The organism is Pseudomonas sp. JAI115 (assembly GCF_014200835.1).
Classification (GTDB): Bacteria; Pseudomonadota; Gammaproteobacteria; order Pseudomonadales; family Pseudomonadaceae; genus Aquipseudomonas; species Aquipseudomonas putida_A.
In genome coordinates, this window is record NZ_JACHCY010000019.1 from 14725 (window position 1) to 34725 (window position 20001).

A 20001-nucleotide genomic window follows, 5' to 3' on the forward strand; every position below is an offset into this window, starting at 1 on the left:
ACGCTTAGTTCACCCACACGCGAGCATTACGGAACATGCGCATCCAGGGAGCATCCTCGGTCCAGTCTTCCGAACGCCACGAGTTCTGCACCGCGCGGAACACCCGCTCCGGGTGCGGCATCATGATCGTCACACGACCGTCGCGGCTGGTGAGACCGGTAATCCCGCGCGGCGAACCGTTCGGGTTGGCCGGGTAGGCTTCGGTGACCTTGCCGTGGTTGTCGACGAAACGCATCGCCACGCAACCGGACAGATCGGCTTCCAGCAGAGCTTCTTCGCTGGAGAACTCGGCATGGCCTTCACCGTGAGCGATGGCGATCGGCATACGCGAACCGGCCATGCCCTGCAGGAAGATCGAGTTCGACTCCTGGATCTGCACCATGGCCACGCGCGCTTCGAACTGCTCGGAGCGGTTGCGCACGAAGTGCGGCCAGAACTCGCTGCCCGGGATCAGCTCGTGCAGGTTGGACATCATCTGGCAACCGTTGCACACGCCGAGGGTGAAGCTGTCGTTACGCTCGAAGAAGCCCTGGAACGCATCGCGGGCACGGCTGTTGAACAGCGCCGACTTGGCCCAGCCTTCACCGGCGCCGAGTACGTCGCCGTAGGAGAAGCCACCGCAGGCCACCAGACCTTTGAACTCGTTCAGGTCGACGCGGCCAGCAAGAATATCGCTCATGTGCACGTCGATCGCGTTGAAACCAGCGCGGTCGAACGCGGCGGCCATTTCCACCTGACCGTTGACGCCCTGCTCACGCAGCACGGCAACCTGTGGGCGAATGCCTTTCTTGATGTAAGGCGCGGCGATGTCCTGGTTGACGTCGTAGCTCAGCTTGACGCTCAGGCCCGGGTTGTCTTCTTCCAGCAGCGCGTCGAACTCTTGCTCGGCGCAGTCGGCGTTGTCGCGCAGACGCTGGATCTGGTAGCTGGTCTCGGCCCACTGACGTTGCAGCAGACGGCGCTGGCCTTCGAACACGGTGTCACCGTTGAAGGTGATGTTGATCTGGCCGTTGTTGATCGGCTGACCGATCACCGACACGCAGTCGCCCAGACCGGCCGCGCTGAATTGCGCGAGGATGTCTGGCGTGGCGTCCTGACGAACCTGGATCACCGCACCCAGTTCTTCGTTGAACAGGATCGCGGCGATTTCTGCCGAGTTTTCGGCAACGCTGTCCAGGTTCAGGCTCAGACCGCAGTGGCCGGCGAACGCCATTTCCACCACGGAGGTCAGCAGACCACCGTCGGAACGGTCGTGGTAAGCCAGCAGGTGACCGTCGGCGTTGAGGCCCTGGATCACCGCGAAGAAGGCTTTCAGGTCTTCGGCGTCATCGACATCCGGCGCCTGCTTGCCGAGCTTGCCGTGAACCTGGGCGAGGATCGAGGCACCCATGCGGTTCTGACCACGACCGAGGTCGATCAGGATCAGGTCGGTGGTGCCCTTGTCCATGCGCAGTTCCGGGGTCAGGGTCTGACGGATGTCAGCCACTGGGGCGAAACCGGTCACGATCAGCGACATCGGCGAAGTTACGGTTTTTTCTTCACCGTTATCGTTCCAGCGGGTGGCCATGGACATCGAGTCCTTGCCGACCGGAATGGTGATGCCCAGCTCAGGGCACAGTTCCATGCCGACCGCTTTCACGGTGTCGTACAGACGTGCATCTTCGCCCGGGTGGCCGGCAGCGGACATCCAGTTCGCCGACAGTTTGATGTCGGAGATCTTGTTGATGCGCGAAGCGGCAATGTTGGTCAGGGTTTCGCCGATAGCCATGCGGCCCGACGCCGGAGCGTCCAGCAACGCCAGCGGAGTCCGCTCGCCCATCGCCATCGCTTCACCGGTGTAGACGTCGAAGCTGGTGGCGGTAACTGCGACGTCGGCCACCGGAACCTGCCATGGGCCGACCATCTGGTCACGGGCCACGAGGCCGGTGATGGTACGGTCGCCGATGGTGATCAGGAAGCTTTTGCTCGCCACGGCCGGGTGATGCAGGACGCGTTCGATGGATTCGCTGATGTCGAGGTTCGACGGATCGAAATCGTCGCCCAGCTCGGCTTCGCGAACCACCGAACGGTGCATGCGCGGGGCCTTGCCCAGCAACACTTCCAGTGGCATGTCCACCGGGTTGTTGCCGAAGTGGCTGTCGGTCACGGTCAGTTGCGGCTCGGCAGTGGCTTCGCCGACCACGGCGAACGGGCAGCGCTCACGTTCGCAGATCGCCTTGAAGCGCTCGAAGTCGGCCGGGCCGACCGCCAGAACGTAACGTTCCTGAGATTCGTTGGACCAGATTTCGTGCGGGGCCATGCCCGGCTCGTCATTTGGAATGTTGCGCAGTTCGAAACGGCCACCACGGTCGCCGTCGTTGACCAGTTCCGGGAAGGCGTTGGACAGACCGCCCGCACCCACGTCGTGGATGAAGCTGATCGGGTTCTTGTCGCCCAGTTGCCAGCAACGGTCGATGACTTCCTGGCAGCGACGCTCCATCTCAGGGTTTTCACGCTGTACGGAAGCGAAGTCGAGATCCGCCGAGCTGGTGCCGGTGGCCATCGAGGACGCAGCACCGCCGCCCAGACCGATCAGCATTGCCGGGCCGCCAAGCACGATCAGCTTGGAGCCGACCAGAATCTCGCCTTTCTTGACGTGTTCTTCACGGATGTTGCCCATGCCGCCGGCGAGCATGATCGGCTTGTGGTAGCCACGAACTTCGTCACCGTGCGGGGTGGTGATCGACTGTTCGAAGGTACGGAAGTAGCCAGTCAGGGCCGGACGACCGAATTCGTTGTTGAACGCGGCGCCGCCCAGCGGGCCTTCGATCATGATGTCCAGCGCGGTAACGATGCGCTCAGGCTTGCCGTACGGCACTTCCCACGGCTGTTCGAAGCCCGGGATCTGCAGGTTGGACACGGTGAAACCGGTCAGGCCGGCCTTTGGCTTGGCGCCACGACCGGTTGCACCTTCGTCGCGAATCTCGCCACCGGAACCGGTGGACGCGCCCGGGAACGGGGCGATCGCGGTCGGGTGGTTGTGGGTTTCGACCTTCATCAGGATGTGCACCGGCTCCTGCACCGCGCCGTACTGGCGGGTTTCCGGATCCGGGAAGAAGCGGCCGGCGACGTTACCGACGATCACCGAAGCGTTGTCCTTATAAGCGGACAGCACGCCTTCGTTGTGCATTTGATAGGTGTTCTTGATCATGCCGAACAGGCTTTTTTCCTGGCTCTCGCCGTCAATATCCCAACTGGCGTTGAAGATCTTGTGGCGGCAGTGCTCGGAGTTGGCCTGGGCGAACATCATCAGTTCGATGTCGTGCGGGTTGCGCTTGAGACCGTTGAAGGCGTTGACCAGGTAATCGATCTCGTCTTCGGCCAAGGCCAGGCCCAGCTCGGTGTTGGCCTTTTCCAGCGCGGCGCGGCCGCCACCGAGGATGTCGATCGTGGTCAGCGGCTTCGGCTCGGCGTGGCTGAACAGACCGGCGGCCTGCTCCAGATTGCCCAGAACGATCTGGGTCATGCGGTCATGCAGCACGTCGGCGATTTGCTGGGCTTCGGCGTCGCTGAACTGGCCGGCCACGTAGAACGCGATGCCGCGCTCCAGGCGCTGGATCTTGCTCAGGCCGCAGTTGCGAGCGATGTCGCTGGCCTTGCTCGACCATGGCGAGATGGTGCCGAAACGCGGCAACACCAGAAACAGACGACCGGTCGGCTCTTGTACCGGAACGCTTGGGCCGTACTTCAGAAGGCGCGCAAGCACCTGCTGTTCGTCGCCGGTCAGGACGCCGGTGACTTCGGCGAAGTGAGCGAATTCAGCATACAGGCCACTGACAGCTGGAACCTTCTGGCTCAGTTGCTCAAGGAGTTTGCTGTGGCGAAAGGCAGAAAGGGCAGGAGCGCCGCGCAGGATCAACATCTTCGGGACAGCCTCGGGAAGGGGTGTGCTTTGAGGCCGTGCATTCTAGCCTAAACCGCCCTCAACATCACCCGAAACGCTACGCACGGTTGCACTCGGATATCAATCTGTGTTTCTGCCTTTGAAGTCAAATTTAAAGGGTTTGCGAGCAGCGCTTATTTTTCCTGTCACAAAATGCCGTTCAGCCCCATTCCTGCGGGGTTTCGTGCGGTTTTGTGATCTCTAGCAGACAAGCCGCTCACTGTCGAGATATGGCGCCCGCAGCCGTTTGCGTATACTGCGCAGATGTTTTTCCCAACGGCTTTGCGTCCGCGGTACGCCAAATGGCTGATCGCAACCGGACTCTTCCTGATGCTCGGTGGCTGTGTTGATAAACCCAACACACTCGAGCGCGTAAAGGAGGATGGTGTGCTGCGGGTGATTACCCGTAACAGCCCCGCCACCTACTTTCAGGATCGCAGCGGTGAAACCGGCTTCGAATACGAGCTGGTGAAACGCTTCGCCGACGATTTGGGGGTCGAACTGAAGATCGAGACCGCCGACAACCTCGATGACCTGTTCAATCAGATCGGCAAGCCGAACGGCCCGGTGCTGGCGGCGGCAGGTCTGGTCAGCAGCGAGGATCGCAAGAAGCAGGTGCGGTTTTCCCACTCCTACCTCGAAGTCACTCCGCAGATCATCTACCGCAACGGCCAGTCTCGCCCTACCGACCCGGGCGATCTGGTCGGCAAGAAAATCATGGTGCTCAAGGGCAGCACCCACGCTGAACAACTGGCGGAGCTGAAAAAGAAATTTCCAGGCATCGAATACGAAGAATCCGACGCCGTTGAAGTGGTCGACCTGTTGCGCATGGTCGATGAAGGCCAGATCGACCTGACGCTGGTCGACTCCAACGAAGTGGCGATGAACCAGGTGTACTTCACCAACATCCGCGTGGCCTTCGACCTCGGCGATGCGCGCAGCCAGAGTTGGGCGGTGGCCGCCGGCGAAGACAACAGCCTGCTCAACGAGATCAACGCCTACCTCGACAAGGTGCAGAAAAACGGCACCCTGCAGCGCCTGAAAGACCGCTATTACGGCCACGTCGATGTCCTCGGCTACATGGGCGCCACCACGTTCGCCCAGCACTTGCAGCAGCGCTTGCCCAAATACGAACAGCACTTCAAGACTTACGCCAAAAAAGAGAAAGTCGACTGGCGCCTGCTGGCGGCCATCGGTTATCAGGAATCGCTGTGGCAACCGGCGGTCACTTCGAAAACCGGCGTGCGCGGTTTGATGATGCTGACCCAGAACACCGCTCAGGCGATGGGCGTGTCGAACCGTCTCGATCCCAAGCAAAGCATCATGGGCGGCGCCAAGTACCTGGCCTACATGAAGGATCAGCTCGACGAATCGATTCAGGAGCCGGACCGCACCTGGTTTGCGCTGGCGGCGTACAACGTCGGCAGCGGTCACCTCGATGACGCACGCAAACTGGCGTCCCGCGAAGGCCTGAACCCGGACAAGTGGCTGGACGTGAAGAAGATGCTGCCGCGCCTGTCGCAGAAGCAGTGGTACAGCAAGACCCGCTACGGCTACGCCCGGGGCGGCGAGCCGGTGCATTTCGTGGCGAACATCCGTCGCTACTACGACATCCTCACCTGGGTGACCCAACCGCAGCTTGAAGGCGATCAGGTGGCCGAGGGCAATCTGCATGTGCCCGGTATCGACAAGTCAAAACCGGCTCAAGAGCCTGCCCCGCTCTAACCACCGCCCCAAAAACAAATGTGGGAGCGAGCCTGCTCGCGAAGGCGTCGTGTCAGTCGACATCATGGTTGACTGATTTACCGCTTTCGCGAGCAGGCTCGCTCCCACAGGTTTTTGTGTTGAGGCTTAGTGCTTGGCGGCAGCCAAGATCAGCGCTTTCATCTCGGACACTGCCGACTTGAACCCGACGAACAACGCATGCGCCACCAGCGCATGGCCGATGTTCAGTTCATTGATGCCCTTGATCGCCGCCACCGCTTCGACGTTGTGATAATGCAGGCCATGCCCGGCATTGACGATCAGGCCCTGCGCCAGACCAAACGCCACACCATCCGCCACACGCTTCAACTCTTCAGCGACTTCAGTCGGGGTTTCGGCATCGGCGTAACGCCCGGTGTGCAGTTCGATGGCCGGCGCACCGACGCGCTTCGACGCAGCGATCTGGCGTTCGTCAGCATCGATGAACAACGACACTTCGCTGCCGATCTTCGACAGGCGCTCGACCGCTGCCCTGATGCGTTCTTCCTGCCCCGCTACATCCAGACCGCCTTCAGTGGTCAGTTCCTGACGGGTTTCCGGGACGAGGCAAATGTGCGCCGGACGGATGCGTTCGGCGAACGCCATCATTTCTTCGGTGACGCCCATTTCGAAATTCATGCGGGTCTGCAGCACATCCTTGAGCAGCAGCACGTCGCGCTCCTGAATGTGCCGGCGGTCTTCACGCAAGTGCACGGTGATGCCATCGGCGCCCGCCTCTTCCGCGTCCAGCGCTGCCTTGACCGGATCCGGGTAGCGTGTGCCACGGGCCTGACGCAGGGTGGCGACGTGGTCGATGTTCACGCCAAGAAGAATGCGATTGCTGGTGGTCACGGATGCGCTCCTGAAGGGAAAGATTCGGCGCACAGCATATCAGGGCTTGCGAAATAGCTCGCGGCTGACGAGGGGGCGACCGCCCAAGTGCACGGCCAGTGCCTGACGCATCAGGCGCTTGGCCGCCGACAGTGCGCCGGGAGCGGTCCAGTCGGCTTCGGCCATGGCCAGCAGCTCGGTGCCGTTGAACAGGCCCGGCTGCAACAGAAACACCCGCTCAAGTCCGGCGTCCACTTGCAGACGATAGAGACCGTCCGGCGCGACCGGTTCGCTGTGGATATCGGTGTTCAGGGAGAAGCCGTAACCGAGATCGTCCAACAGGCGCCATTCGAAAGAACGCAGTAGCGGCTCCAACGCGCGACCCTCGGCCAGGGCCAGCAGTGTTGCAGCGTAATGGTCGAACACCGCCGGGTGCGGGTCTTCGGCGGGTAACAGGCGGATCAGCAGCTCATTGAGGTAGAGGCCACTGAACAGCGCCTCGCCGACCATCCAGGTCGCGTTGCCGGCACTTTCCATGCGCCCGACGTTCTTCAATTCACCCTTGCCACGAAACTCGACTTCCAGCGGCACGAACGGCCGCGCCAGTGTCCCGGCCTTGCCCCGCGCACTGCGCAACACCGCCCGCAGCCGCCCTTGCGGCGTGAGGAAGTCGACCAGCGCGCTGGTTTCGCGGTAGGCGCGCGAATGCAGGACGTAGGCGAGTTGGGCAGGAGGTGGGGTTTGCGACATGGAGTTCTCGATGAAGAAACGCGGTTTTTACACACCACCCAAAAACCAAATGTGGGAGCGAGCCTGCTCGCGAAAGCGGAGTGACAGTCAACATCAATGCTGAATGTTACTTCCCTTCGCGAGCAGGCTCGCTCCCACAGTGGGTATCGGTGTTCTCAGGAACGGTGATTACAGGTCGCCGTAACCCAGCGAACGCAGTGCACGCTCGTCGTCGGACCAGCCGCCCTTCACCTTCACCCACAGGTTGAGCATGATCTTGGAGTCGAACAGCAGCTCCATGTCCTTGCGCGCCTCGGTGCCGATGCGTTTGATACGCTCGCCCTTGTCGCCAATGATGATCTTCTTCTGGCCGTCACGTTCGACGAGGATCAGCGCATGGATGTGCAGGGTCTTGCCCTGCTGCTTGAACTCTTCGATCTCGACGGTGATCTGGTACGGCAGCTCGGCGCCCATCTGGCGCATGATTTTCTCGCGCACCAGTTCAGCGGCGAGGAAACGGCTGCTGCGGTCGGTGATCTGGTCTTCCGGGAAGAAGTGATCGTTCTCCGGCAGGTGATCGGCGATGACCTTTTCCAGCGCGTCGAGGTTGTGCCCGTGTTGCGCGGAAATCGGGATGATCTGTGCGTTCGGCAGCTGTTCCTGCAACCACGACAGGTGCGGCATCAGCTCGGCCTTGTCTTCGATGCGGTCGGTCTTGTTCAGTGCGACGATCAGCGGGCCGGTCACGTACTGCACGCGCTCCAGGACCATCTGGTCTTCTTCGGTCCACTTGGTGCGATCGACTACGAAGATCACCACGTCGACGTCTTTCAATGCTGCCGAAGCGGTTTTATTCATGTAGCGGTTCAGGGCCTTTTCGCCACCCTTGTGCATGCCGGGGGTGTCGACGTAGATCGCCTGCACGTCACCCTCGGTCTTGATCCCGAGCATGTTGTGACGGGTGGTCTGCGGCTTGCGCGAGGTGATCGCGAGCTTCTGGCCGAGGATGTGATTCAGCAATGTCGATTTGCCGACGTTGGGACGGCCGACGATGGCAACGTAGCCACAGCGAGTTGCGTTTGTATCAGTCATTGCCATTCTCCACGCCCAGGGCAATCAGTGCTGCGGCGGCCGCTACCTGTTCGGCAATACGACGGCTCACACCCTGACCTCGGCTTTTTTCATTCAATAAGACCACTTCGCACTCGACGAAGAAGGTACGGCAGTGCGGCTCACCCTGGATATCCACCACTTCGTAGCGTGGCAGTTCGCAACCGCGCGATTGCAGGTGTTCCTGCAGTCGGGTCTTGGGATCCTTGTTGGTGTCGACCAGCGTCAGGCCTTCGAACTCCCCGGCCAGCCAGGCCAGTACGCGCTCGCGAGCGACGTCCATGCCGGCATCGAGGTAGATCGCGCCGATCAGCGCTTCCAGGGCATCGGCCAGAATCGATTCGCGACGGAAGCCACCGCTTTTCAGTTCGCCCGAGCCCAGACGCAGGTAGTCGCCCAAGTCGAAACCACGGGCCAGCACGGCCAGTGTCTCACCCTTCACCAAACGTGCGCGCAAACGCGACAATTGGCCTTCGCGGGCCAGCGGGAAGCGATCGAACAGCGCCTCGCCAGCGACGAAGTTGAGGATGGCATCGCCGAGGAATTCCAGGCGTTCGTTATTACGCCCGGCAAAGCTGCGGTGCGTGAGGGCCAGCAGCATCAGCTCCTGATCCTTGAAGGTGTAACCGAGCTGGCGCTCGAGACGGCTTAGAGAAACGCTCACGGTTTACCCACGCTGAGTTCGTGGCTGGATTCCACTGCCATCGCCGGGGTACGGCGCAGGCCTGGGACAATTAACGCTGTGTTCAAAAATGACGTCCTGAATATCGTGGCTTCATGCCCTGGTGCCGATTTGTGTCGACTCCAGAAATGCATTCGGCGCTGTGGTCAACAGCGCCGTGATTGATTACTTGATCAGGCCAACCCGCGAGAAATTCGGCAGGTGGCTGAGTTTCGGTTCCGGCCAGCTCATCCAGACAGCGAAGGCTTTGCCGACGATATTCTGGTCGGGAACCATGCCCAGCAGATCCTTGGGAATGTTCGGGTCATCCCAGTAGCGACTGTCGTTGGAGTTGTCGCGGTTGTCGCCCATCATGAAGTAGTGCCCGGCCGGCACGGTCCAGGTATGGTCCGGGGTAGCACGGTAGCGGCTCATTTCCTTGCGGATCAGGTGCTCGGCAGCGCCGAGTTTTTCCTTGTAGAGCTCCGCGCTGCCCAGCGTGCCCGGCTCGGAGCCGACCAGTTGCTCGGCAATCGACTCGCCATTGACCAACAGACGCTTGTCGGCGGTGTAACGCACCGTGTCGCCCGGCAGGCCGACTACACGCTTGATGTAGTTGACGTTCGGGTCGCTCGGGTAGCGGAACACCATCACATCGCCACGCTGCGGATCACCGACTTCGATGATTTTCTTGTCGATCACCGGCAGGCGGATCCCGTAAGAAAACTTGTTCACCAGAATGAAGTCGCCGACGTCCAGGGTCGGTTTCATCGAGCCGGACGGAATCTGGAACGGTTCCACCAGGAACGAACGCAGCACCAGCACGATGAACAGCACCGGAAAGAACGACTTGCCGTATTCAACCAGCAACGGCTCTTTGTTCAGCTTCTCGACCACCACGGGCTCGGGCTGGCTGACACTGCCTTGATAAGAGGCAATGGCAGCACGCCGACGCGGCGCCAGGAACAGCAGATCGAGCAACGCCAACAGGCCGCAGACGAACACGGCGATGACCAGCAACAGCGGGAAATTTAGTGACATAGGACCTGACTATTCCAACCTGAGCACGGCAAGGAAGGCTTCTTGTGGAATTTCCACGTTGCCGACCTGCTTCATGCGTTTCTTACCGGCCTTTTGCTTTTCAAGCAGCTTTTTCTTACGGCTTACGTCACCGCCGTAGCATTTGGCCAATACGTTCTTTCTGAGTGCCTTGACGGTTGTCCGGGCAACGATCTGACCGCCAATGGCCGCCTGGATCGCCACGTCGAACATCTGACGAGGAATCAGTTCTTTCATCTTCTCGGTCAACTGGCGACCTTTGAAGTGCGAATTGTCACGGTGCACGATCAACGCCAGGGCGTCGACCTTGTCACCGTTGATCAGCACGTCCAGTTTCACCAGATTAGCCGATTGGTAACGATCGAAATGGTAATCCAGCGAAGCATAGCCGCGGCTGGTGGATTTGAGACGGTCGAAGAAGTCCAGGACCACTTCGTTCATCGGTAGGTCGTAGGTCACTTGGACCTGATTGCCGAGGAACAGCATGTCGACCTGTACGCCGCGTTTCTCGATGCACAGGGTGATGACGTTGCCCAGGTGTTCCTGCGGAACCAGAATGTTGGCCCGCACGATTGGCTCGCGCATGTCTTCGATGGCCGACACATCCGGAAGCTTGGATGGGTTGTCGACGTAAATCGTTTCACCGGTTTTCAGCACCAGCTCGAAAATTACCGTTGGCGCGGTGGTGATCAGGTCCAGGTCGTATTCGCGCTCGAGGCGCTCCTGGATGATCTCCATGTGCAGCATGCCGAGGAACCCGCAACGGAAGCCGAAGCCCAGGGCGTCGGAGCTTTCCGGGGTGTACTGCAGCGACGAGTCGTTCAGGGTCAGTTTCTGCAGCGCTTCGCGGAAGTCCTCGAAGTCGTCGGAGCTGACCGGGAACAGACCGGCGTAAACCTGTGGCTGAATGCGTTTGAAACCGGGCAGAACCGGTACATCCGGAGTCGAGCTCAGGGTCAGGGTGTCACCGACCGGAGCACCGTGAATGTCCTTGATGCTGGCGATGATGAAGCCCACTTCGCCAGCCTTGAGGTCAGCGGTAGCGGTGTGCTTCGGGTTGAATACACCAACGCTGTCGACCAGGTGGATCTTGCCGGTGGATTTCACCAGGATCTTGTCGCCCTTCTTCACGCGGCCATGACGCACGCGCACCAGGGAGACAACGCCCAGGTAGTTGTCGAACCAGGAGTCGATGATCAGCGCTTGCAGCGGATCTTCGATGTTGCCGGTCGGCGCAGGAATGGTCGCGACCAGACGCTCGAGCACTTCGTCGACACCCAGGCCGGTCTTGGCGCTGCAGGTGACGGCGTCGGTGGCGTCGATGCCGATGATCTTCTCGATCTCGTCCTTGACGCGGTCCGGCTCGGCCTGTGGCAGGTCGATCTTGTTCAGCACCGGCATGACCTCGAGGCCTTGCTCGATGGCGGTGTAGCAGTTGGCCACGGACTGGGCTTCAACACCCTGACCGGCATCGACCACCAGCAACGCACCTTCACACGCGGCCAGGGAACGGCTGACTTCGTAGGTGAAGTCGACGTGACCCGGGGTGTCAATGAAGTTCAGCTGGTAGGTGACGCCATCTTTGGCTTTGTAATAGAGGGTAACGCTGTGGGCCTTGATGGTGATCCCGCGTTCGCGCTCCAGATCCATGGAATCCAGTACCTGGGCTTCCATTTCACGCTCGGCCAGGCCACCGCACATCTGGATGAAACGGTCAGCCAGCGTCGACTTGCCATGGTCAATGTGGGCGATGATGGAGAAATTGCGGATATGACTCAAATCACTCACGGATCAACACTCAAAAAGGCTGCAGGCTTGGCCCGCCGAAAAATAGCCGGGAATTGTACCTGATACACGGCGCAAGCGTCACGTTCGCCTGTCACCCGGATTGCATACGAAAACGCCCCGATCTGTCGACCGAGGCGTTTTCGCGGTTACAGCGTTGGCAACAACGCGGCCATCAGCCGGCCCGTCGCAGCAACCACACACCCGCCAGCGCACAGACCGTGGCCGGCACCAGCACCGCGAACAGCGGCGAGAAACCGAACACCAGGCTCGACGGGCCGAGCAGATCCTGGACGATGCGGAAGGTGAAGCCCACCAGCACACCGGTGAACACTCGCTGACCGAGGGTGACCGAGCGCAACGGGCCGAAGATGAAGGAGATCGCCATCAGCACCAGCGCGGCGGTGACCAGCGGCTGCAACACCTTGACCCAAAATGCCAGCCAATAGCGGCCATTGCTCAGGCCTTGATCCGCCAGATAGTGGATATAGCCCCACAGACCGGAAATCGACAGCGACTCAGGTGCCATCACCACCGTGTTGAGCAATTGCGGGCTCAGCGATACGTCCCACTCCTCGCTCGGCGCATTCACCACTTCGGTGCTGCGCTCGTGGAACACCGTGGTGGTCACGTCGCTGAGCAGCCAGCGCTTGCCGTCGAATTCCGCACGCTTGGCGAAGCTGGAGCTGAGCAGGTGGCGCTCTTTGTCGAAGTGATAGCGGGTCACGCCATACAACAGGCCGTCGGGTTGCACGGCGTTGATATGGATGAATTCCTCACCCTGACGGTGCCACATGCCGTGCTTGGCGCTCTGCGCGTCGCCGCTGCCTTGCGCCAGCGAGCGATTGGCCTGGGCCATGCTTTCGGTGGCCGGCGCCACGTATTCGCCGATCAGCACGCCGGCCAGCATCAACACCAGCATTGGCTTCATGACGGCCCAGACGATGCGCCCGATGGACACACCCGCGGCACGCATGACCGTCAGTTCGCTGCTGCTGGCCAGACTGCCGAGGCCGATCAGACAGCCGATCAGCGCGGCCATCGGCAACATTTCGTACAGGCGACGCGGCGCGGTGAGCATGACGAAGCTCAGCACGTCAGCCAGTGTGTAGGTATCGCTGACGTCGCTCATCTCGTCGATGAAGGCAAACAGGGTCGCCAGACCCAGAATGATCGCCAGCACGGCGATGATCGCCACGAATACGCTGCTGCCGATGTAGCGGTCGAGTTTAACCACGGGCCACCTCCAGCGCAGCGCTGCGACGGCTGGCCAGCTTCAGGCGCAACGGCTCCCAGTACAGCAGGGCGAGACCGATGACCAGGAAGATCCCGTGCACCCACCACAGGCCAAGGGCCGGCGGGATCTTGCCTTTTTCGAGGGCGCCGCGGGCGGCAATCAGGATGGTCAGGTAAGCCATATAAAGAAGAATCGCCGGCAGCAGCTTCAGGAAACGGCCCTGACGCGGATTGACCCGCGACAGCGGCACCGCCATCAGGGTCACGATGAACACCAGCAACGGCAGGGAAATCCGCCATTGCAATTCTGCCTTGGAACGCTCGTCGTCGGCGCCCAGCAGGGTCGAAGTCGGGATCGCGTCACGGTCGGTGACTTCGTCACTGGCATCGGGTTTTGGCAGCAATACGCCGTAGGTGTCGTATTTGATCGCGCGGTAATCGGCCTGACCCGGGCTGCCGTCATAGCGATAGCCGTTGTGCAGGATCAGGTAGCGGTTGCCGTCAGAGTGGATCTCCTGACGGCCCTTCTCGGCCACCAGCACGGAAATCCCGCGGTCCTTCTGATCGGAGCCGAGGTTTTTCTGCGAGATGAACACGCCACCGAGGTTGACGCGATCGTCGGTCAGGCTTTCGGTGTAGGTCACCCGAGTGCCGTCACGCAACGCCTGGAAACGGCCAGGTTCGAGGGTATCGAATTCGGTCAGGGCGTCCTGCTTGTTCAGCAGCAGCTGGAACTGGTTGGCGCCCTGCGGGGCCAGACTCAGGCTCAGCCACGCCACCACCAGTGCCACCAGCGTCGCCGGGAACAGGGTCATGCGCAGCAGACGCTGCTGACTCATGCCGGTGGCCGAGAGCACGGTCATTTCGCTTTCGAGGTACAACCGGCCGTAAGCCAGCAGGATCCCGAGAAACAGCCCCAACGGCAGGATCAGTTGCATGAAACCCGGCAGACGGTAACCCATGATCAGGAACAGCGATCCCGGATCGAGTTGGCCCGCAGCGGCCTGGGCAAGGTATTTGATGAAGCGACCGCTCATGATGATGACCAGCAGCACGGCGCTGACGGCGCTCAGGGTCAACATCACTTCACGGGACAGATAACGGAAGACGATCAAACCAGACACTCCAGGGTTGTCAGGCTAAGGCGGCCAAACAAGCAAATGTTTCGAGCGACCCGCAAGGCAGAGCCGTCGAAAAAAGATGCGGCATTATCCTGTGATTGAGGGCGCCTGTCACTGCGCACACTCACCCAAGCGTAGATTCCGTTGAAGATCGCACAACCGAGGGTTGTCAGGCGCGGTGAGCGAGGTTCAAACTGCCGCCTTCGTCGCAGGCACAGACCTGCGCCTCTTCTATCTATAAGCAGGCGACTGCGGACACCGTCGAACGCCTGTGTGTTGACCATTCATTCAGGGATCCGGACATGGAACTGGTTGTAAAAAGCGTTAGCCCAGAAACGTTGAAAACCGCCACCCTGGTGGTTGCCGTCGGCGAAGGCCGCAAACTCGGCGTCGCCGCCAGACAGGTCGACGAGCTGAGCGGTGGCGCGATCAGCGCCGTGCTCAAGCGTGGCGATCTGGCCGGCAAGGTCGGTCAAAGCCTGCTGCTGCACAGCCTGCCGAACCTGAAAGCCGAGCGCGTGCTGCTGGTCGGCGTGGGCAAGGATGAAGAACTGGGCGACCGTCCGTTCCGTAAAATCGTGGCTGGCATCCTCAACACCCTGAAAGGTCTGGGTGGCAGCGATGCCGTGCTGGCCCTGGATGAAATCATCGTCAAGAACCGCGACAGCTACGGCAAGACCCGTCTGCTGGCGGAAACCCTGGTGGACGGCGAATACACTTTCGACCAGTTCAAGAGCCAGAAAGCCGAACCGCGCGCCCTGAAGAAAATCACCCTGCTGACCATCAAGGCTGCGCAGGCTGAAGTGCAGCGCGCCGTGAACCATGCCACCGCGATCGCCAACGGCATGGCCTTCACCCGTAATCTGGGCAACCTGCCGCCAAACATCTGCCACCCGACCTTCCTCGGCGAGCAAGCGAAGAACCTCGGCAAAGAGTTCAAGGATCTGAAAGTCGAAGTCCTCGACGAGAAGAAGATCAAATCCCTGGGCATGGGCTCGTTCTACGCCGTCGGCCAGGGCAGCGCTCAGCCGCCGCGCCTGATCGTCATGCAATACAACGGTGGCAAGAAGTCCGAGAAGCCTTACGCGCTGGTCGGCAAAGGCATCACCTTCGACACCGGCGGCATCAGCCTCAAGCCGGGCGCCGGCATGGACGAAATGAAGTACGACATGGGTGGCGCGGCCTCCGTGTTCGGTACCCTGCGTGCGGTGCTCGAACTGAAGCTGCCGATCAACCTGGTGTGCATCCTCGCCTGCGCCGAAAACATGCCGAGCGGCAATGCTTCGCGTCCGGGCGACATCGTCACCACCATGAGCGGCCAGACCGTGGAAATCCTCAACACCGACGCCGAAGGCCGTCTGGTGCTGTGCGACGCCCTGACCTACTCCGAGCGCTTCAAGCCGCAAGCAGTGATCGACATCGCCACCCTGACCGGTGCCTGCGTGGTCGCACTCGGCGCCCACACTTCCGGCCTGCTGGGCAATAACGACGAACTGATCGAACAACTGCTCAGCGCCGGCAAAGCCGCTGACGACCGCGCCTGGCAACTGCCGCTGTTCGACGAATACCAGGAGCAACTGGACAGCCCGTTCGCCGACATCGCCAACATTGGCGGGCCGAAGGCCGGCACCATCACCGCCGCGTGCTTCCTGTCGCGCTTCACCAAGAACCTCAACTGGGCGCACCTGGACATCGCGGGCACCGCATGGACCAGCGGCGGCAAGGACAAGGGCGCCACTGGCCGTCCGGTTCCGCTGCTGACCCAATACCTGCTGGACCGCGCCAAAGCCTGAAACCGATGAACCTGGGCGGCGTCACTCTACGGTGACGCCGCTCAAGGCTCAGGAACCGCAATGACCAAAGTCGACTTCTATATCCTGCCCAGCGCCGACCCATCGGCTCGCCTGGACTTTGCCTGCAAGCTCACCGAGAAAGCCTGGCGCATGGGCCATCGCATCTACCTGCATTGCAGCGATGCTGCTCAGCGTGACGATCTCGATGCGCGCCTGTGGGCGTTCAAGGGCGAAGCCTTCGTGCCGCACGGCCCTGCCGAGAGCGAACCGGACGGTTTGATCGTGCTGGGACTTGGCGCTGACTGCGGCGAGCATCAGGATCTGCTGGTCAACCTCGACCTGAAAGTCCCGGCCTTCGCCAGCCAATTCGCCCGCGTGGCGGAAGTGGTGGTGGAAGATCCGACGATTCGCGCGGCGGCACGGGAGAGTTTCCGTTTCTACCGCGAACAGGGCTATCCTCTGCAAGACCACCGTTTACAGCGACTCTGAGTACGCCGATGGACACTCCAAAACCGCTGCAAAAGCCTGCACACCTGTTGGACGATCTCGAATCGATCCGCCAGTTGCTCGGCGATGACAACCTGCAACCGCCCTTGCTGACCGACACGGTCGAGGACGGCGAACAGGAACAGATTCCGATGTTGTTCGAGGCCGTCGACACCGCGCCGTCCGCCATCGAACCGCACCAAGCTCCGGCCCCGGCGCCTGCTGCCAAACCGGCAGCGCCTGTGGATAAAGGCCCGGACGCCCTGCTGCACCTGGACAGCGAACTGCGCGCCGCCGCGCAATTGATCATGCAGGACGTGATCGACGACTTCGCGCCGCACATCGAGACCGAAATCAAACGCCGCCTCGAGGCGCGGATGGAACGGCTCCTCAGCCAGTACGAATAACCCGGATGGATCTCCTTGTGGCGAGGGGATTTATCCCCGATCGGCTGCGCAGCAGTCGTGAACCCTGCAAATACGCAGCGTGATTGAAATATTAGGGCTGCTGCGCGGCCCATCGGGGATAAATCCCCTCACCACAAGGCTCCCCCCAACATTCGTGTCCGCCCAGCCTCCCCCCGCTCGCCCTCGGCCCCATGCCCCGCTATACTTCCCGGCTTTTCCTGAATAAATGCCAATAGGGTCCCGCCGCGCATGGATAAGACCTACCAGCCGCACGCCATTGAAACTTCCTGGTACAACACCTGGGAGTCCGAGAACTATTTCGCACCGCAAGGCGCGGGCGATTCCTACACCATCATGATCCCGCCGCCAAACGTCACCGGCAGCCTGCACATGGGTCACGGTTTCAACAACGCGATCATGGACGCCCTGATCCGTTTCCGCCGCATGCAGGGTCGCAACACCCTGTGGCAGCCGGGCACCGACCACGCCGGTATCGCCACGCAGATGCTGGTGGAGCGTCAACTGGAAGCCACCGGCCAGAACCGTCATGACCTGGGTCGCGAGAAATTCCTCGAGAAAGTCTGGGAGTGGAAGGATCAGTCCGGCGGCAACATCAGCCGTCAGATCCGCCGCCTCGGCTCGTCCGTGGACTGGAGCCGCGAGCGCTTCACCATGGACGACGGTCTCTCGGAAGCGGTTAAAGAAGCCTTCGTACGCCTGCACGAAGACGGCCTGATCTACCGCGGCAAGCGTCTGGTCAACTGGGACACCAAGTTGCACACGGCGATTTCCGACCTCGAAGTGGAAAACCACGACGAGAAAGGTTTCCTGTGGAACCTCAAGTATCCGCTGGCTGACGGCGCGAAAACCGCTGAAGGCAACGATTTCCTGATCGTCGCGACCACCCGTCCGGAAACCATGCTCGGCGACTCCGCCGTGGCGGTTAACCCGAACGATGAGCGCTACAAAGCCCTGATCGGCAAATTTGTCGAGCTGCCACTGGTTGGCCGCCGCATCCCGATCATCGCCGACGATTACTGCGATCCAGAGTTCGGCACCGGTTGCGTGAAGATCACCCCGGCCCACGATTTCAACGACTACGAAGTCGGTAAGCGCCACAACCTGCCGCTGCTGAACATCTTCGACAAGAACGCCAACGTGCTGCCCGCAGCCCAGGTGTTCAACCTCGACGGCACGTTGAACGACAGCATCGACGGCAAGATTCCGGCCGAGTACGCCGGTCTCGAGCGTTTCGAAGCGCGCAAGCAGATCGTCGCGGCGTTCGACGCCGCCGGCCTGCTGGTCAGCGTCGACGATCACAACCTGAAAGTGCCGAAAGGCGACCGTTCCGGTACCGTCATCGAGCCGTGGCTGACCGACCAGTGGTACGTGTCGACCAAGCCTCTGGCTGAACCGGCGATTGCCGCCGTTGAAGACGGCCGTATCCAGTTCGTGCCAAAACAGTACGAAAACATGTACTTCTCGTGGATGCGCGACATCCAGGACTGGTGCATCAGCCGTCAGCTGTGGTGGGGCCACCGGATTCCGGCCTGGTACGACGAGTCGGGCAAGGTCTACGTCGGTCGCGACGAAGCCGAAGTGCGGGCCAAGCACAACCTCGGCCCGGACGTTGCACTGCAACAGGACAACGACGTGCTCGACACCTGGTTCAGCTCGGGTCTGTGGACGTTCTCCACCCTCGGCTGGCCGGAACAAACCGAGTTCCTGAAAAAATTCCACTCCACCGACGTGCTGGTCACCGGTTTCGACATCATTTTCTTCTGGGTTGCCCGGATGATCATGCTGACGATGCACCTGATCAAGAACGAGGACGGCACTCCGCAAGTACCGTTCAAGACCGTTTACGTGCACGGCCTGGTGCGTGATGGCCAGGGCCAGAAGATGTCCAAGTCCAAGGGCAACGTCCTGGACCCGCTGGACATCATCGACGGTATCGAGCTGGAAGCCCTGGTGCAGAAACGCACCTCCGGCATGATGCAGCCGAAACTGGCGAAGAAGATCGAGAAGCAGACCCGCGACGAGTTCGCCGACGGCATCGCCAGCTACGGCACCGACGCCCTGCGCTTCACCTTCTGCTCGCTGGCGTCCACCGGTCGCGACATCAAGTTCGACATGGGCCGCGTCGAAGGCTATCGCAACTTCTGCAACAAGATCTGGAACGCCGCGCGTTATGTTCTGGACAAGGGCGAAGACTGCGGCCAGAACGGCGAAGCCTACGAGCTGTCGCTGGCGGATCGCTGGATCATCTCGCAACTGCAGCGCACCGAAGCCGAAGTGACCCGTCAACTGGATCAGTTCCGTTTCGACCTCGCCGCGCAAGCGCTGTACGAGTTCATCTGGAACCAATACTGCGACTGGTACCTGGAACTGTCCAAGCCAGTGCTGTGGGACGAAAACGCGCCGGTCGAGCGTCAGCGCGGCACCCGTCGCACCCTGGTGCGCGTACTGGAAGTGGCGCTGCGTCTGGCGCACCCGTTCATGCCGTTCATCACCGAAGAAATCTGGCAGCGCATCGCGCCGCTGGCCGGCATTCAGGGCAAGACGATCATGCTGCAGCCTTGGCCGGTGGCCAACGAGGAGCGCATCGATCCAGCCGCCGAAGACGACATCGAATGGCTCAAGGGCCTGATGCTCGGCACGCGCAACATCCGTGGCGAAATGAACATCGGCCCGGGCAAACCGCTGCCGATCTACCTGAAGAACGTCAGCGCTGAAGATCAGCGTCGTCTGACCGAGAACGAAGCGCTGCTGAAGAAGCTGGCGCGTCTGGAATCGATCACCGTTCTGGCGGCTGGCGAAGAAGCGCCGCTGTCCGCCACCGCTCTGGTGGGTGAGATGGAAGTGCTGGTGCCGATGGCCGGCCTGATCGACAAGGGCGCCGAGCTGGCACGTCTGGACAAGGAAATCCTGCGTCTGCAGGGCGAAGTCCAGCGGGTTGGCGGCAAGCTGTCGAACGCCGGTTTCGTTGACAAGGCCCCGGCCGAAGTCATCGAGAAGGAACGCGCCAAACTGGCCGAGGCTGAACAGGCCCTGGGCAAACTGGCCGAGCAGCACGCGCGGATTTCCAGCCTGTAAGGGCAAGCCGCAATGAAAAAGG

At 61.1% G+C, this 20001-nt stretch carries 14 protein-coding genes; 5 read left to right on the top strand and 9 right to left on the bottom strand.

Features of this window, described 5'->3' with window-relative positions; all coding sequences use genetic code 11:
* Nucleotides 1-4: 4 nt before the first annotated feature.
* A complete protein-coding gene (purL, locus tag HDC30_RS26395) occupies nt 5-3901 on the bottom strand; it encodes a phosphoribosylformylglycinamidine synthase (protein ID WP_183785800.1) in 3897 nt (1298 codons plus the stop codon).
* 285 nt (nt 3902-4186) lie between these two features.
* On the opposite strand from purL, the gene mltF reads away from it, so the two are divergent.
* Complete coding sequence (mltF, locus tag HDC30_RS26400) at nt 4187-5647, top strand: membrane-bound lytic murein transglycosylase MltF (protein WP_097086355.1); 1461 nt, start codon at nt 4187-4189, stop codon at nt 5645-5647.
* Between the two features lie 126 nt (nt 5648-5773).
* Here mltF and pdxJ read toward each other — a convergent pair whose 3' ends face one another.
* From pdxJ to lptF, 8 genes are all read right to left on the bottom strand, one after another.
* Nucleotides 5774-6517, bottom strand: a complete 744-nt coding sequence (gene pdxJ, locus HDC30_RS26405; protein WP_064382428.1) for a pyridoxine 5'-phosphate synthase — start codon at nt 6515-6517, stop codon at nt 5774-5776.
* A 39-nt stretch (nt 6518-6556) separates the two neighbouring features.
* Nucleotides 6557-7246, bottom strand: a complete 690-nt coding sequence (gene recO / locus HDC30_RS26410) for a DNA repair protein RecO (protein ID WP_183785802.1) — start codon at nt 7244-7246, stop codon at nt 6557-6559.
* A gap of 168 nt (nt 7247-7414) precedes the next feature.
* Nucleotides 7415-8317 carry a GTPase Era gene (era, locus tag HDC30_RS26415; RefSeq protein WP_003221935.1) on the bottom strand — a complete coding sequence of 301 codons (903 nt, stop codon included), beginning with the start codon at nt 8315-8317 and terminating at the stop codon, nt 7415-7417.
* Nucleotides 8310-8999, bottom strand: a complete 690-nt coding sequence (rnc, locus tag HDC30_RS26420) for a ribonuclease III (RefSeq protein WP_024011703.1) — start codon at nt 8997-8999, stop codon at nt 8310-8312. Before rnc ends, era begins: the two co-directional genes overlap by 8 nt.
* Before the next feature lie 183 nt (nt 9000-9182).
* Nucleotides 9183-10037, bottom strand: coding sequence for a signal peptidase I (gene lepB, locus HDC30_RS26425; protein WP_025112167.1), 855 nt, complete (start codon nt 10035-10037; stop codon nt 9183-9185).
* A gap of 9 nt (nt 10038-10046) precedes the next feature.
* The gene (gene lepA / locus HDC30_RS26430) at nt 10047-11843 is read right to left on the bottom strand and encodes a translation elongation factor 4 (protein ID WP_003221926.1); all 1797 of its coding nucleotides are present in this window, start codon (nt 11841-11843) and stop codon (nt 10047-10049) included.
* A 172-nt stretch (nt 11844-12015) separates the two neighbouring features.
* Complete coding sequence (gene lptG / locus HDC30_RS26435) at nt 12016-13077, bottom strand: LPS export ABC transporter permease LptG (protein WP_103369733.1); 1062 nt, start codon at nt 13075-13077, stop codon at nt 12016-12018.
* Nucleotides 13070-14191 (bottom strand): LPS export ABC transporter permease LptF, encoded by a 1122-nt coding sequence (gene lptF, locus HDC30_RS26440; protein ID WP_183785804.1) that lies wholly within the window; start codon nt 14189-14191, stop codon nt 13070-13072. The genes lptG and lptF overlap by 8 nt, the downstream gene beginning before the upstream one ends.
* 308 nt (nt 14192-14499) lie before the next feature.
* On the opposite strand from lptF, the gene HDC30_RS26445 reads away from it, so the two are divergent.
* From HDC30_RS26445 to HDC30_RS26460, 4 genes are all read left to right on the top strand, one after another.
* On the top strand, nt 14500-15990 hold the full coding sequence (locus tag HDC30_RS26445) for a leucyl aminopeptidase (RefSeq protein WP_027610952.1): 1491 nt from the start codon (nt 14500-14502) through the stop codon (nt 15988-15990).
* A 60-nt stretch (nt 15991-16050) separates the two neighbouring features.
* A complete protein-coding gene (locus HDC30_RS26450; protein ID WP_183785806.1) occupies nt 16051-16479 on the top strand; it encodes a DNA polymerase III subunit chi in 429 nt (142 codons plus the stop codon).
* A gap of 8 nt (nt 16480-16487) precedes the next feature.
* Nucleotides 16488-16883: a DNA polymerase III subunit chi gene (locus HDC30_RS26455; RefSeq protein WP_183785808.1), complete on the top strand. Its 396-nt coding sequence runs from the start codon at nt 16488-16490 to the stop codon at nt 16881-16883.
* Nucleotides 16884-17132: 249 nt separating this feature from the next.
* Nucleotides 17133-19979, top strand: a complete 2847-nt coding sequence (locus tag HDC30_RS26460) for a valine--tRNA ligase (protein WP_183785810.1) — start codon at nt 17133-17135, stop codon at nt 19977-19979.
* Nucleotides 19980-20001 lie beyond the last annotated feature (22 nt).